Here is a 15,021-nt window from a genome sequence, read left to right as displayed (position 1 = left end):
AAAAGTTGATGTATTTTCTATGTTTAAAAAGTGAGTGATGACACCCATACCTTCATAATTACTTTTGACACCCTAATCCCTATGGGCTGTGGTTAAAATCGTAGCGATGTTACCACGGTATTTGTGTTTTAATATGCAGCAGATCACGCAGAAATTAGCCAAGGCGAATTCAACTGCGGACGTGACCTTCGATGACATGGATGTCATCGTAGAGCCGCCATGGATGGCTTCACGGCGTGTCACGGAAGCAGTTGAATTCGGCGGATGAGTGATGGATAAGCGCTTTATCTTGTCTCTTTAATGTTCAGCTTATTTCGTGTCGCGTAGCAAACAGCCGCAAATAATTTGCGGCTGTTTGCTATTAACACACTGTATTTGAACTGGGATTTAAAGCTTTCGCTAAACAACTCGCTATTCAGCCACCATCGCCATGAGTGCAGGTAAAAACTCTTTATCTAGTGCGGCGATTTCGCTTTGTTCGACCAGTACTTGATTGAGAATGTCATGGCTGGTGAGGGGGTTAGCGAGCACTACGCGAAACACCACGGTCGCTTGCCTAAAATAGCGGGCGGGTTGAATGCGAGTGCGGGAGACGAAGGATTTGCCCTGTTCGCGTTGGTGCTTTTGAATAAACTGAGTAAGACTATCGAGCAGCTCGTTAAAGCGAGCGATTCTTATCGTGTCTGCTTGCTCACAGGCAAGCTGCATGGCGGCTTGGACACTGGCGGGCACATAACGATAAGTCAGCAGACACAGTTCTGGTTCAGTGATTAACTCAAAATCCTCATGGGCTTTGATTTGTTCGGCAAAATAGCGGGCTTTTTCAAGGCTGTTATTGATTAAGATTTCATAACCATCGCGGCCGATGATCTGTAAGCAAGCGTGCACTAACATCGCCATGCCGGGGCGTGAACCTTCCAACGTTTGGCTGCCGAGATCCTTTGAACCACGGCGCAGAATATATTCGGCGTGGTGGGCAATGGCGTGGGCAAACTCTGGGTCTTTAAATAACACCATGCCTGCGCCCATAGGCACGTACATTTGTTTGTGGGCATCGATAGTCACTGAATCGGCAAGTTCGATACCTGCGAGTAAGTGGCGGTATTTATTGGATAATAAACTCGCGCCGCCCCAAGCAGCATCCACATGGAAATGGCAGTTTAACTCTTTTGCCAGCGCCGCTAACTCTGTCAGTGGGTCAACATTACCGGTTTCTGTTGTGCCCGCCACGCCAACAATCGCCAACACTTTGATGTTTTTGCTAGCAAGTTCAAGGGCGGCTTGGCGCATTTTCGCGACATCGACCTTGTTATCGCTGCCAGTGGGAATGCTGATGATATTGTCACGACCGATGCCAAGCAGATCGACGGCTTTGCCCAGCGAATAGTGGCCCCGCTCCGACACTAAAATCGCTAAATCGTCATAGCCATAGTGGCGTAGTGCCTTGAGTAAGCCTTCGCGGCTGACGCCTTTAAACTCACCATTGGCTTTCAATAATTGGTTGCGGGCAATCCACAGGGCCGTGATGTTGGCCACTGTGCCGCCGGAGCAAAATGCCCCGAGGGAATGATTGGCGCTGTGCATCCAGCTTTGATAAAAATCCGTGTCTTGGGCGTAAATCAAATGGTGCATCATGCCGAGCACTTGGCGCTCAAGCGGCGTAAATGCCTTAGAGGTTTCTATTTTGACCAGATTTTGATTGAGTCCCACCATCATTTTTGACAGCGGCAACACAAAGTAGGGCAGTGCCGAAGTCATGTGGCCGATAAAACTTGGCGCCGCTGTGTGTACCGAATGCGCCACCAGATTTTGCATGATCTCGTCAGTGTAATCGGAGACAAAACGCGGCTGAGTTGGGATCTCAAAGGCTTGAAAATCGGTTTCGATTTCAGACAAGGGTTTTTCGAGCGCGGCGATACTGTCACCCAAAAAGCCTGCTAAGTCCTCGGAGAGCTTTTGCTCGATAATACTCAGCGTTGAGCTTGCATCTTCCGGTGCAGTAAAAATGCGGAGCAAACTTGCTTCGGATGCGGTGGCTTGGCGAGGGAGTTTCTGGGTCATGGGGCTTGCCGTCTATTAATTTTTATAGTGAAACCGCAAATTGGCTCGAAGAGTATAACGTACCAGTGATTCTCGACCAGTGATGCGCGATCATTGACTCTCAAATGTTCAATCAGCGGAATACCAAAAAGGGAGCTCACTTTACTGCAAGGCCTTTTAGGCATCAAGCACTAAAATTTTGTGTTACCAAAGCGTTGCGGCCTAAATAAGCAAAGGCGCCGTTATGGCGCCTTTATGTTTAACTCGACGAGCCACTCATCAAGCCTGAGCATTAGCCCTAAAATTCATGTTAGCCCTAAAATTAGCGCTGGCCCAACATGAGTACCGCGCCGATATTTCGAGCGGTATTGCAAAGGTTTAGCTTGGCATTGGCTAGCACATCATCAAGTGGACTTAAGTGCGGGATGATAGGGAAGATAGCCGTCATACCGTGATCCAATATGGCATTGGCGTTTTCACCGAGGCAGCCCGCGATACCGATAGTGGGAATGCCCTGCAGTTTGGCTTGCTTTAACACGCCCATTGGGGTTTTACCAAACACGGTTTGACCATCGATGCGGCCTTCACCTGTGATCACTAAATCGGCGCCACGGATTTTGTCCGCAAGGCCAACGGTTTGCATTACAATCTCAACCCCAGGTTTAAGCTCGGCATTTAAAAAAGCCATCACGCCAAGACCCATACCGCCAGCAGCGCCAGCCCCGGCATGATCGCGGTGATCGCTAATGCCATTGCGGGCAATCACATCGGCATAATGGGCAAGAGCGGCATCTAGCTGCTTAACCATCTCGGGCGTCGCACCTTTTTGCGGACCAAAAATCGCCGAGGCACCGCGTTCACCGCACAGTGGGTTATCAACATCGCAGGCAACTTCGAAGCTGCACTCACGTAAAAGTGGATGAGCGTTTGATACATCGATTTGAGCAAGGTTCGCCAGCGCTGCGCCGCCAGAAGGTAGCGTTTTATCTTGGCCATCGAGCAATAAAATATCCAGCGCTTGGGCCATACCCGCGCCGCCATCGTTGGTGGCACTGCCGCCTAGCCCCAAAATGATGTGCTTTATCCCCCGATTAAGCGCATCACAAATCAGCTCGCCCGTGCCATAACTTGTGGTAAGCAGCGGATTACGTTGCTCCCTCGGCACATGGTGCAAACCTGAGGCTGAGGCCATTTCAATCACGGCAATCGCGCCTTGATGTGGCGATTTGCTCGTTGGATCTGCACGTGAAACTGAAGCAGAACTTGTATTCATAGCCGCGCCGAGAATGCCTTCACCAAGGATGCCATAGTGCGCTTGCACTCTATGCCCCAGTGGCCCCATGACCTCTAAGCTGACAATACTGCCGCCCGTGGCGTCCACCATAGATTGCACTGTGCCTTCGCCACCATCGGCAACGGGTATTTTGATTATGTCGCAGTCAGGTATCACTTGTTTTAAGCCTTGTTCGATGGCGTTGGCCACTTCGAGCGCGCTTAAGCTTTCTTTAAATGAGTCGGGGGCGATAACTATTTTCATTAAAAATCCTACAGCTAAATGGGATAAAACAGGGCTCAATGTTGAACACTAAACCCAAGGCCACTTACGTTGGGCGCAACAACATCCCTGTGCTAAAACTGAGGTGATATAAAGGCATTTATATCCATCACTGGCACATTAATCTGTTGCAATTATTAGGGCGTATAACAGAGATATATCTTGGGCACGGTATGCGCCCAAGGGACAATATTGAATCAAGAACTCATTAATATTAGAGCAACACTAGACTTAGCACATACACAGTTACCATGGATGTTACACCTTGGATTAGGGTCGCCATGGTTTGGGCTTTATAGGCTTGTTTGACGCTCATGCGGCTAAATTGGGTGACGACCCAAAAGAAGCTGTCATTGGCGTGGGAAACGGTCATCGCACCTGCGCCAATTGCCATTACTGTTAACACTCGGCCCATATCGCTACCAAGACCAATATCGCCAAGCATAGGCGCAACCAGTGCAGAGGTTGCGACTAACGCTACCGTCGATGAACCCTGCGCCGATTTAAGCGCTGCAGCGACGATAAATGGCATAAAGATACCGATACCCAGTGCCGACAGTGATGTGCCCAAAAAGTCACCGATAGGCGTGGCTTTTAATACCGCACCAAAAGCACCACCTGCACCTGTGATTAAAATAATCGGTGCGGCAGTGACGAGCCCTTGGCTGATGCGTTCGCTAAATTCGCTGATCTTATTCTCACCCTTTAACAGCAGCAGGGATAAAAACAGGCCAATCATCAGGGCATTAACGGGCTGACCGAGGAACACGAGCGCATCAAACACACCTTCTTTACCCAAAGGCGCTGAAGGGAAGTTAGCGATAGAACCTAAACAAATTAATACGATAGGCACAAAAATTGGTGCGAAAGCTTTTAATGGACTTGGTAGCGTGCCATAGCTTTTTTTCAGCGTTTCATAGTCACTGGCCTGCGCTTTAAGTTCTTCTGCGCCTTCACCATCGGGCTCAACATCGGCAAAGCGGTTTGCCCATAACATACCTGCGAGTGCCGCAACAGCGGCCACAAAGAGACCCACACCGATCACTAAGCCTAGGTTGGACTCTAAGCCTAAGTTGCCTGCGGCGGCGATAGGGCCTGGCGTTGGCGGTACAAAGGTGTGAGTGGCGTACAGACCTGTGGCTAAGGCAACGCTCATGGAGACACTAGAGACCTTCATGCGGTTCGCCATTGATTGTTTCAGTGAGTTTAAGATCACAAAACCCGAGTCACAAAAGACCGGAATAGACACGAGATAACCGATAATTGACATAGTGAGTGTCGGGAAGCGTTTACCTAATATCTTGATCACCACATCGGCCATGGTGATGGCGGCGCCGCTTTTTTCCAGAATAATCCCTATGATAGTGCCTAAGACGATCACTAAGCCGATATAGCCTAAAATATTGCCAAACCCTGTAGTAATGGTTTTAGCGATTTCTCCGCTCGGCAAGCCATAGGCGAAGGCTGCGATAAAGGCGGCCAGAATTAAGGTTAAAAAGGGGTGGAGTTTAAATTTTGAGGTCGCGATAACAATAAATGCAATCACACCGATGAGAATAAGCACTAAGTTCATAGTTTGTCCCGTTCAGTTCTTGGCTGAAGTTTTTGAGTAAGTTTTTTGACTTATAGTGTAGGGCGCAGTGCTTATTTGGGCCTGAGTCCAAATGAGGGCTGCTTTAAGGTCATCCTATTATTGTGCAGGTATGTTTGAATAGCTTTGGCTAAATCTACGGAATTACCGCGTTATGTTTCGCCATTTTTGTGCTCATGCACAAAAATGCTTAGGTGAATTCGAATGCAGGAGGAGGCGTTTTGTCGGTAAAGGAGGCGCTTGTCGATAAGGATTGGCAAATAGGGCTATTTGCCAATCCTAAACAGGAGGGACTTAACTCGACTCTTTATTGACGACGAATAAAGGATTCGACATAGGCTGCGGTGCGGGCATTGAGTATCGGATCGGCAGATGCAGTAATGCCCTTAGGCAATAACAGTGGGTTAAATATGCCTTTATCGCACTGTTGAACTTGGGGATCGCTGTCTCGCTCACCGTTAATCATCACTTGGCCTACCAGTAAACGCTGGCGAGTTTCAGGCCAGATCACAGTTGGGTCATTAATCTCATCCCCCATTTCGGCGAGTTGAATATAAAGGTTCCATTGTGCTGGCTGGGTTTTAATGCGCTCGAGTAATTCCGCCTTTAAAAAATCATCACTGAGATTGGCAAGTTCACTGGCTGACAGCCCGGCAGTACCAGCGACAGGTTCAAAAATCCATTTACCCGCGACCGTTTCACCTTGTTGAACACTGTTTTTTTGCGTGCTGAACAGGAAACTATTTACACCGAAGTAGCGGCTGTTGGCAAAACTTGGGCTGGGAGGCAACTGTCTAACATGGTCGAAAAAAGCTTTGGCGCTGGGTTGATTATCAATAAGCCACTGTTTACCTTCAGGGCCTTGTTTCACTTTGGTCTGAAAGTTAAAAAATTCTTCGAGATTTTTGGCAAAGAAAACAGGAACGTTAGTGGTGACAAAGTTAAGGTTTTCTTTATCGCCGTCAATTTTGAGTGACATAAAGCGCCCAGCGGTTTTATCTGAGATCTGCGGATTTGTACCTCCGAGGGAAAAGCGGGCTGTAACCTTGATACTATCTTGATTAAAAAATGGAATTGCCAACGTTTGTTGTAATTGTGGATTCGGTTTAAAACTGCCCGAGGTACAAAATCCCTTAGTGTGATTACGCAGTTTGACATTTTTACCCGCCTCGCGACTTGCCGCATCGGGTGTGCCGTTGACGGCATCGACCAGTTCGGGAATGGTTTTCTCGGCCGCGATTAACGAAGGTGAAGTCAGCGCTAAGCCGCTAATGAGACAAGCTTTGGCGAGTAAAGTCAGTTTGATTGAGGTCATTATCATTCCTTTCAATGGACTAAGTCGAGAGCGCTAGCATATCGACGCGATACTATATGAAAGGATAGGAAAGGGGATACGGTATAAATCTTTCAATTAATTTTTTAGTACAGCCCAAGTTTTACTCAATTGATCTGGTTATAAGGTCGGCGCCGTCATCTGCGGGCTTTTTTCTAGCTAATCTGTTGAGTTGCTAAGTCATTTGAGCGTTAAGTTAAGCGAGTCGAAGTATCAATTAATTGCCCAAGATACAGGCTTAATAATCCATGCAGGGATTGAATGTCAGCTTGGGTGATTTGCTGAATTTTATCGAGGCGATATCTCAGTGTATTGCGATGAATAAACAGGGCATTCGCGCATTGCTGTGCATCGCCAAAGTGGGTGATGTAAGCCGCTAAGGTTTTGCGTAATTGGCCATTTTTATCCGCCTTGGCGAGTTGCTGATAGGGCGTTGCCAGCGCCTGACCGCGCCAGTCATGTTTTAGCCCTGCAAGTAACACTTGTAGAGAATAATCTTCAAATAGGTATTTATTCCCTTCTGCATTGAGTTGCTTACCGAGTGCCAAGGTTTCTTGAGCCGTGTGATAGGAGCGCGCTATCCCACCTTTTTCCGGGAAGAAATGGCCTAGAGCAATTTTAAAGTTTAAATCCATTTGGGCGGGTAAGCGCTGCAACAGCTTATCGATGCGCTGATTTTCAAGCTCAGGATCCCATTGTTTTCCATCTAAAAAAGCAGGCTTTAGGATCACCAACTGCGACATTGAGGTCATGGCAATCAAGTTACCACGGTCAGGATATTGCAATAGATGCAGCACTTGCTTGAGGGTTTCACTGACTCTGGGGCTACGTTCATCGGCGGGCTGAGTGGATGCCTCAGCTAAGTACAAGGCCGATGGGGTGGTGTCGGTTTTTAAATGGTGTTTCTGGATGTTTTTCTCGCTGATCTCAATAATGGCCGCGACTCTTGGCAGGCTGATATCAATGTCGAGTTGTCTTGCCCAGCGGTGCAACTGTGCATCATCGGTTTCAGCTTTGATCAGTTGCAGAATAAACTCTTCACGCTGGCGATTCTCCCATTGCAATTTATCCTGCAGGTTGGCTTGTTCAACAATCATTTCGGCGGTCATTTTGAGTAACTCACCATAATGGGTGAGCTCACGTGGATCACCGGTAATGCCGACGACGCCGATAATTTGTCCTTGATAATGTAAGGGTAAATTGATGCCTGGCTTAACGCCATGCAGCCCTGAGGCGACTTCTTGACTGATCTCCACATTGCGATTTTGGGCTATCGCTAGCAGCGCACCTTCATGGGTTGAGCCAATACGCTTAGGGTCGCCTGAGCCTAAAATCACCCCTTGGCCGTTCATCACATTGATATTGTGGCCAATGATTTTCATTGTGCGGCTCACAATTTGCTTAGCGATGACAGAATCAAGTAGATACATACAGGCGCCTAGTGGGGTTGAAGGTTTAATAGGGATGCAATACGCATTCTTAATCTGGGTAGCATATCGCGTTCAAACTCAGGATGCTGCTTAAGCCAAAGATTATTACGCGGGCTTGGGTGCGGCAAGACAAGATACTTAGGCCAATATTGCTGCCATTGCGCGCATGCTTGGGTCACTGTTATTGGTTTCAGTTTGGGGATGACAGTTACGTTAGTGCCGGTTGTTTGATGCTTAGTGATCGGCGAAGTGGGGTTTACGGCCTCGGACGATTCGCGCGGTAGATGATAGTCGATGGCATATTGGCCGAGGATCACAATTAGCTCTATTTGTGGCATTAGGGCGAGCAAGGCCTGATGCCAAGTGGCAGCACATTCGGGGCGCGGTGGTTTATCACCCTGCTTTTTACCGTTTTTTTCGATACTGCCCGGAAAACAAAATCCCATAGGGATAATGGCAAAAAGATTGGGGTCGTAGAATTGCTCCCGCGTGACATTCAACCAAGTGCGCAGCCGTTCACCGCTGGCATCGTCAAAAGGTATGCCTTTATGGTGGGTTTTCACGCCCGGAGCTTGGCCTGCAATCAAAATCCGCGCTTGGGTACTGGCCTGCAATATCGGCTTGGGCGCTAAGGGTAAATGGGCCTGACATAAAGTACAGGCGCTGATTTTTGCCAGCAGTTTAGCCATTGATGCCGAGCATGATGGCGGTACAGTTACGCAAAGTGGCGATGGCGCTTTAGTGAGATTCGTCTTAGTCAATTTAATCGCTAATTTTATCGTTGCTCATTCATTTTCAATCAGGATTGGAGCATCATCACTGTTTGATATATCCAGTAGCCAAAAAGAGAATAGCCAAGGATTAAACCGATATAACTTAATATCTTAGGAATTTGATTTGGGCTTGAAGCTAAACAGATGTGGGCCAGTACAATCGTAAAGAAGGCTAAGGGGGCAATCACATAGCTCAAAGCTAAGATGAATAATGCCCCTAGGCTGATGATCCAATCGGCATTGCGATTGGTGGGTTTATCGATTTGGCAAAGCTGTAGTGGCAATAAAATCAGTCCAATACCGACACAGATAATACCTAAGTTAAGGGCGAAATCACTCCAACCTCTATGATCATAAATGGCTAACGCAATGGCAATTAATGGCACTATTAGTGCGCTTAATACATGGCGTTTAGCAAAAGTGGCGCTACGATACTGACCCGCAAAAAAGAATAAGCCCTGTAGAAACAGATTGATTAAGGTAAAACCACCTAGGCCTAAAATGATAAATAGGCTCGCTGCACCACCCGAAGGGTCGAACGCCATGGCGGGTAAGGGTAATAGGCTTAGCCCCAATAGTGCAGAAAGTGATAACAGCCACTGAGATTGGGAGAGTGAAGAATAAATACGCATGGGCTCAGAGGATTAACTAAAAGATTGAATTAAGATCCGCTAAAGTGAGCCAAAACTCAAGGATTAAGGTTTTTATGGGCGGACTTTCGCGCCAGAGTCTGATCTTATTCAAGATTTTTACTGTTATCTGCCATGATGTTATCGCTTTAAAAGATAATACTGCGCTTAAACAAAAGCCCGCAACATGCGGGCTTTTCGTGTTATGAACAGTATCGATTAGAGTTTGTAACTCATGCTCAGCATGATCATTTGCGCTGTGTAGTCATGGCTATTGCTGCCAAAGCCTACGACGTTCCAGATCCCATCGACGGCGATATCATTGGCGGCATCATTGTCTTTATAATTCTCAATTTTATAATCCAAGCGCAGCGCCATTTTCTCGGTGGCTTGATATTGAGCATATAAGTTAATGTTGTGCACTTTGGCAAAATAATCGCCATAGTCGCCTGTGATACCTTGTCTGACTTGAGTGTTACTGTCGGAGTTTGAATAAGTGTAATCCAATCCCATGCGTAACTTGTTCTCAAGCAAGTTGTTGTAGCTAAGGCCTGCCCCGACCACATCTACATTGTCTTCAATGAATCCTGTCCATGTTGGGGTGCTGTAATTACTGCTTCCCGCTTGTTCAGACTCAATGATTTGGTAATTGTAGAAGGCTGTCGCCAGTAAATCATCGGTGATCATGTAGCTGATGTTGGCATCATAACTGGTGTCTTTTGACTCAGTTAAGCCAATAACTGTGTCAGAGTAGTCATCTAATGCGTAACGGGCACCGAAATCTATGGTCAAGCTGTCGATTGGCGAGTGGGTGACTCGAGCTTCAATCTGGGTTCTGTCGCGGTTAGCCAGATTGTACTTACGTAACAGGCTGTTGGTTTCAGAAGATGTCCATTCAGAAGCTTGATATTGCGAGCCATCACGCTGACCGTAACTGCCCTTAACCCACATATCCCAAGTTTCAAAGCTGTTAACACGCAAACGTGCCCAAACGGTATTTTCATCCGTGGTTTCACGGTCTTGATAATTACGGTCATCACGTTTGAAGTCATAGCCGCCATCAAGCTTCAGTCCATGGGTAATACGATAATCCGCCGCCACTTTGAAGCGTTGGCTAGTGTTATCGTAAGGGGTGTTATAGGCCACCTTACCATTGACATTGTTGATGCTGACTTGGGTCCACTCTTCAATTTGAGTATTGTTATCACGGTCGCTATAGTCGTAGCTACCACTTAAGCGCAGTGAGTTAGTCACTTTACTGACGACTTTTAAGTTTAACCCTGTGAGGTCAACTTTGGCATCAACGGCCTCTGTCGGCACTTGATAGCCATAGCCTGAAGTGACTAATGCTTGGTCTTGACTCATTTGTCCCGCAAGCACACGACCTGTTAACACATTGGTATTGTCGTTGTATTGGCCCATGAGCGAGACTGTGTGTGACTGGTTGTCAGGGTCAAGGGCTAGTGTGCCAGAGGTTTGAGCACCAAAGGTCGGATTGAAGGCACTGTCGAAGTTTAACTGGTTGTACTCGTTCTTAAAAATTGAGCCATTGTAGTTAAGTGCAGTGAACCAACGATCGCCTTTTAGTTTAATGCCAGCTTCAATGGAGTCAGTGGTGTAATCAACTGGCTCAGCTAACATCATGGATTGGTTAAAGAATCCACCTGATGTTTTTTTCAAGCCGGTTTTTTCTTCACGCATGTAGCTCACATGCGTACTCCACAGCGATTCACCTTGATAATCAAAACCTAACCCTGTGCGCTCACGTTTGAGCGACAGTTCTAAGGCATTTAGGTTGTCCATCAGTAACGGCATCTGGTTGCTTGAACCCGCAGTTACCCAGTTGTCTGGCAAGGTTAAATTATCGCTGCCGACACCAGAGTAGGGCGTTAAGGCGCTATTACTGTTGTAAGTGGCGATTTGGCGATAGTTTACATTGACATTATACTGGCCCTGTTTGCCCGCATTGACATCTAAACGGCCACCATCCATGCCCAGTTGATAAGCTTCAACGCTGGCTTGATAGCCTTTCTCACCACGGAAGGTGACATCGGCATCAAATTTACCCGCAACTTCGTTTGAAGTTCCAAAGGCATTCGCCGAGCGAATATCCTCTTCGCTGTTGTAACCCACGCCAACACCCACAGTGCCAGACGTACCCGTTTCAACAACGCAGCCTTTACAGCTCCAAGCGGACATTTTGACTTTTTCTGTATTGGCATTGGCTAAGCCATACCCGTCGGCCGCTATTGCAAAACCTGTGTTTGCTAGTAACGCCAGAGTGATCAAATTGAGTTTAAATTTCATTTTCTCGTCTCCTTAGCGCTGTAATAGCTTGCCAGATGGATGGTTTGAACCATGGACCTGACTGTGGCAATTTAAACAGCTTCTTCCACCCGTAAAGGCATTGTCGCCGACGTTTGAACCTAAACCAGTGTTACCTAAGTAAGCATTGCTGGCGTGGCCATCGCTAGCGTGACATTGCTGACACAGCTGCGGTGCGCGGGTTTTCAACATGGCATCATTCACACTGCCGTGAGGATTGTGGCAAGTAACACAGTTCTCAGTGACGGGTGCATGTTCCCACAGTTTTGGGCCGCGTTTCTCGGCGTGGCAGGAGTAACAGGTTTCGTTAATGCTAGGCTTGTTTAGATCGGAATCTGTCATGCTCCCATGGGGATTATGACAATCGCTACAGGTCATTTGAGCCCATTTTAGTGGGTGACTCGAGCGTTTATTCATGTCTGCTTTTTGCTTAGTGTGACAGCTAGTACAGACTTCCATTTCGGTGTTTTTTGATAACACAGGATCTTTTGCGACATGCACTTGGTGGCATGAGGCACAAGCTACATCGGCATTGTCATGGTGACTACCGTTCCAAGATACGCGTTTATCATCTTGGTGACAGCTCATACAGACACTGTTTTGTTTTTCTGCACTTAAGGTCGATTGCTTACCAAAAGTGATCATCGGCTCGTTGCCGCCTTTATTGTGTTGACCCATAGGACCATGACAGGCTTCACATTGCAGGCCAGCCATTGGGCTCTTTGATGAATCAATGGCGCCATGAACACCTTTGAAGAGGTCCATCACTTTTTCAGATTTTTTGTGGCACATCAAACAAGAATCGGCACCTTTAGGGGAGTAGCTGCCTTCGGCAAACTTCTTATCTAAGGTGGCTTCGACTTGTTCTGGTGTCATTTTGTCATCCCACTTTGAGGCGTGCGCACTCGGTGTGATGCATAAAGACATCACTGCAGACATTGCCATGGAGATGACAAGTGCCGGCAGTAGGTTTTTCATTTTTAGGCTGTTCTTCATAATAGGCTTCCCAATTTGTCCCAACAAAATTCAAGAAAGGGGGAGCGAACTCCCCCTGCTTGGGCAAATTACATCTTCACCTGAGTGTGATCTGTTGGTGTGGGTTTGTGACAGTAGAAACAGGTTTCTGACTGCGCCGCTTGATTGGCTTGAACATAATCACCGTTCACAATCGCGCCCATATTTTCTAAGCCGTGGCCAATAGATTCTGGTGCGTGGCATGAAGTACAAGTGGCAGTGATTGGCGTGGTGTATTTACCCGCAGTTGTTGCCAGAGCGCCTTTGACCTTGAATGCATCTAGGTTGAAGTCGTTATGACATTGGGTACATTCTTTGATGACACCTTGTTTACCATGAACAACGTGTAATTTCATCTCCAACGCACCTTTGTTTGCACCACTTGCATAGGTACCATCTGGGGTATGACAAGCGACACACGCATCCACACCGACGATTGGTTTACCGCTGGCATCTTTTGCATGTGATAGCTGTTCTGTCATCACAAAACCTGCATGGTGGCCTTTGTGAATTTCGAAGCTATCACCGTGACAACCTTGACAGGTACCAAACTCAACTGAGTTAACATGACGCATGCTCGGTGCTTTACCAGACTTAGTGCCAAAAGCCAGTTCGGCTTTCATGCTCGTTGTTGCGCTGTCTGCGGTACATGCGGTTAAGCTTGTACCAGTGCTACACACTTCTAAACCGATAATGGTAAAGGCGGTATCAGTATCGCCTGCACCGAAAGGTAGAACGGGTGTTGTAAAGACTAATTTACCGTCAACTAAGGTTACACCTTCTTGCAGTGCGCCATCTTTGACTAAGTCTTTCGCTATTTTCGCTTTACCGCTACCTGGACTTGGGTTGTAGCCCATGATCGGGAAGTTAGGGCCAACGTTGGTAACGGACTCTAAACGTTTAATCTTATCTTGAACGGTTGCCGCATCAATTGCGTTACCATCTTTGTCTAAGATAGACACGGTTAATACTGCAGTATCATCAGCTTGACCAGCAAGTGCTGCTGACATACCTAACTGAGCGATAACGGCTTTTTTGTCTGCAGTCTTACCTGTGTGCAGTTCTGCAGTCCAATCGCTGTTATGACAGGCGATACAGTTAGAGTTATCTAGCTGTTGTGAGTGACCTTTACCGGCAGCAAAGTCCACTGCGCTATGGCAGCTTCCACATGAGGCAGCAGTTGGGATACGTGACCAATTACTCCAATCAGGCGTAGCCTCATTTGCTGCGTGACAGCTTTGACAGCTTTCTAATGAGCCTAAGGTGAGGTCTTTGTGTTTAGCGTGAACGAGAACATTGAACTCTTTACCTACACCGACTTTTCCGGCTGTGTGGCAAGTTGCACAGTAATTAACGTCAGAATACGCGCCGCCATGTTTAACATTGGCTAAATCTTGGTGACAAGTATTACAGCTTTCTGTGGCGACAATTTTGCGACTGTATGTTGGCAGTGCGCCAGTATCGGCAGTGAAGTCGACAAAGGCGTTACTGTTTGGTACTTGAGTACCATCGGGAAGCGGAGTGTTATAAGCGCGGATTAATACTCGTTGAGCTAACTGTTCGTTATAGGTGACTTTAGTGTTAGCGGTCAGGTTCATACTAAAAGTATAACTGTAGTGACCGTTTTTCTTGTCAACGAAAGTCCCTGGGCATGTTGCAGCGACATCACAGGTCTCATCACCAAAGTACTGCCATTGTGACGCATTACCTGCACCAGTTGCGCCTTGTGGGATTAATTGTGCTGCGGCAAAACGCATTTTTTGTAGGCCAACAACGGGTAAATCATTTTCGTTAGTGACGGTAAACTCAACACTCGGAATACCGTTAGTGACGACAGATTTGTCAAAGGCAAAATTAAGGGTTTGAATCGCTGGAGCAGGTTCGCCACCAGGTTCACCGGGATTACCATCATTACCATCACTGCCACCACAGCCCGCTAAGGCCATAGTGACTGCACTTGCTGCTAACAGCAGTGCGATTTTAGTTGTTTGTGCGTTCATCATTTTTTTCCCTGCATAGGTTTGGCATTGCTTAAACGCTATGTTCTAGAGCCAACAGATTCTATGTCTGTGTTTTTGGTCACTAGAAGCGACTTAAGTGGATGCTGGAAATAGAATTCCCCAAGGAAAGGCTAACCTAACATGACCTTAAAATCTCCAAGGCCTTTGCTAATGTGTGACTTGGATCTTTCTATTTCTAAAGAGGTATTTAAAGCGAGAGGTAAAAATGATTCTAGAACAAAAAAACAGCGGATTTTTGAAAGGGAAGAATATAAAGAGAGAGGTAACAACCTCTCTCTTTAATAACGATAAAAACATTGCTCTGAATGAG

11 protein-coding genes are annotated in these 15,021 nt (G+C 47.0%); 1 reads left to right on the top strand and 10 read right to left on the bottom strand.

Going from position 1 to position 15,021, the window contains the following annotated elements; genetic code table 11:
* Window positions 1-411: 411 nt before the first annotated feature.
* The 10 genes from panP to L5M51_RS07360 form a co-directional block, all read right to left on the bottom strand.
* On the bottom strand, window positions 412-2,061 hold the full coding sequence (gene panP / locus L5M51_RS07405; RefSeq protein ID WP_263172168.1) for a pyridoxal-dependent aspartate 1-decarboxylase PanP: 1,650 nt from the start codon (window positions 2,059-2,061) through the stop codon (window positions 412-414).
* A gap of 301 nt (window positions 2,062-2,362) precedes the next feature.
* On the bottom strand, window positions 2,363-3,577 hold the full coding sequence (locus L5M51_RS07400; protein WP_263172166.1) for a glycerate kinase: 1,215 nt from the start codon (window positions 3,575-3,577) through the stop codon (window positions 2,363-2,365).
* Window positions 3,578-3,809: 232 nt separating this feature from the next.
* The gene (locus tag L5M51_RS07395) at window positions 3,810-5,168 is read right to left on the bottom strand and encodes a GntP family permease (protein WP_113938868.1); all 1,359 of its coding nucleotides are present in this window, start codon (window positions 5,166-5,168) and stop codon (window positions 3,810-3,812) included.
* Between the two features lie 325 nt (window positions 5,169-5,493).
* Window positions 5,494-6,501 carry a catalase family peroxidase gene (locus L5M51_RS07390; RefSeq protein WP_263172164.1) on the bottom strand — a complete coding sequence of 336 codons (1,008 nt, stop codon included), beginning with the start codon at window positions 6,499-6,501 and terminating at the stop codon, window positions 5,494-5,496.
* A 209-nt stretch (window positions 6,502-6,710) separates the two neighbouring features.
* Entirely contained in the window at window positions 6,711-7,949 is a 1,239-nt protein-coding gene (locus L5M51_RS07385; RefSeq protein ID WP_263172162.1) for a sugar diacid recognition domain-containing protein, read from the bottom strand.
* Window positions 7,950-7,957: 8 nt separating this feature from the next.
* The gene (locus L5M51_RS07380; RefSeq protein WP_263172362.1) at window positions 7,958-8,638 is read right to left on the bottom strand and encodes a uracil-DNA glycosylase family protein; all 681 of its coding nucleotides are present in this window, start codon (window positions 8,636-8,638) and stop codon (window positions 7,958-7,960) included.
* A gap of 110 nt (window positions 8,639-8,748) precedes the next feature.
* Window positions 8,749-9,354, bottom strand: a complete 606-nt coding sequence (locus tag L5M51_RS07375; protein ID WP_263172160.1) for a hypothetical protein — start codon at window positions 9,352-9,354, stop codon at window positions 8,749-8,751.
* Between the two features lie 216 nt (window positions 9,355-9,570).
* Window positions 9,571-11,658 carry an MtrB/PioB family decaheme-associated outer membrane protein gene (locus tag L5M51_RS07370; protein ID WP_263172157.1) on the bottom strand — a complete coding sequence of 696 codons (2,088 nt, stop codon included), beginning with the start codon at window positions 11,656-11,658 and terminating at the stop codon, window positions 9,571-9,573.
* Window positions 11,659-11,670: 12 nt separating this feature from the next.
* The gene (gene mtrA, locus L5M51_RS07365) at window positions 11,671-12,672 is read right to left on the bottom strand and encodes a decaheme c-type cytochrome MtrA (RefSeq protein ID WP_028760483.1); all 1,002 of its coding nucleotides are present in this window, start codon (window positions 12,670-12,672) and stop codon (window positions 11,671-11,673) included.
* 68 nt (window positions 12,673-12,740) lie between these two features.
* Window positions 12,741-14,693, bottom strand: a complete 1,953-nt coding sequence (locus tag L5M51_RS07360) for an OmcA/MtrC family decaheme c-type cytochrome (protein ID WP_263172156.1) — start codon at window positions 14,691-14,693, stop codon at window positions 12,741-12,743.
* 138 nt (window positions 14,694-14,831) lie between these two features.
* On the opposite strand from L5M51_RS07360, the gene L5M51_RS07355 reads away from it, so the two are divergent.
* On the top strand, window positions 14,832-14,993 hold the full coding sequence (locus L5M51_RS07355) for a hypothetical protein (RefSeq protein ID WP_181800802.1): 162 nt from the start codon (window positions 14,832-14,834) through the stop codon (window positions 14,991-14,993).
* Window positions 14,994-15,021 lie beyond the last annotated feature (28 nt).

The organism is Shewanella sp. SM73, assembly GCF_025653795.1.
In the GTDB taxonomy this organism is placed as follows: Bacteria; Pseudomonadota; Gammaproteobacteria; order Enterobacterales; family Shewanellaceae; genus Shewanella; species Shewanella oncorhynchi.
Note: the sequence above shows the minus strand (reverse complement) of the source record. Positions and strands in the feature narration are given on the sequence as shown.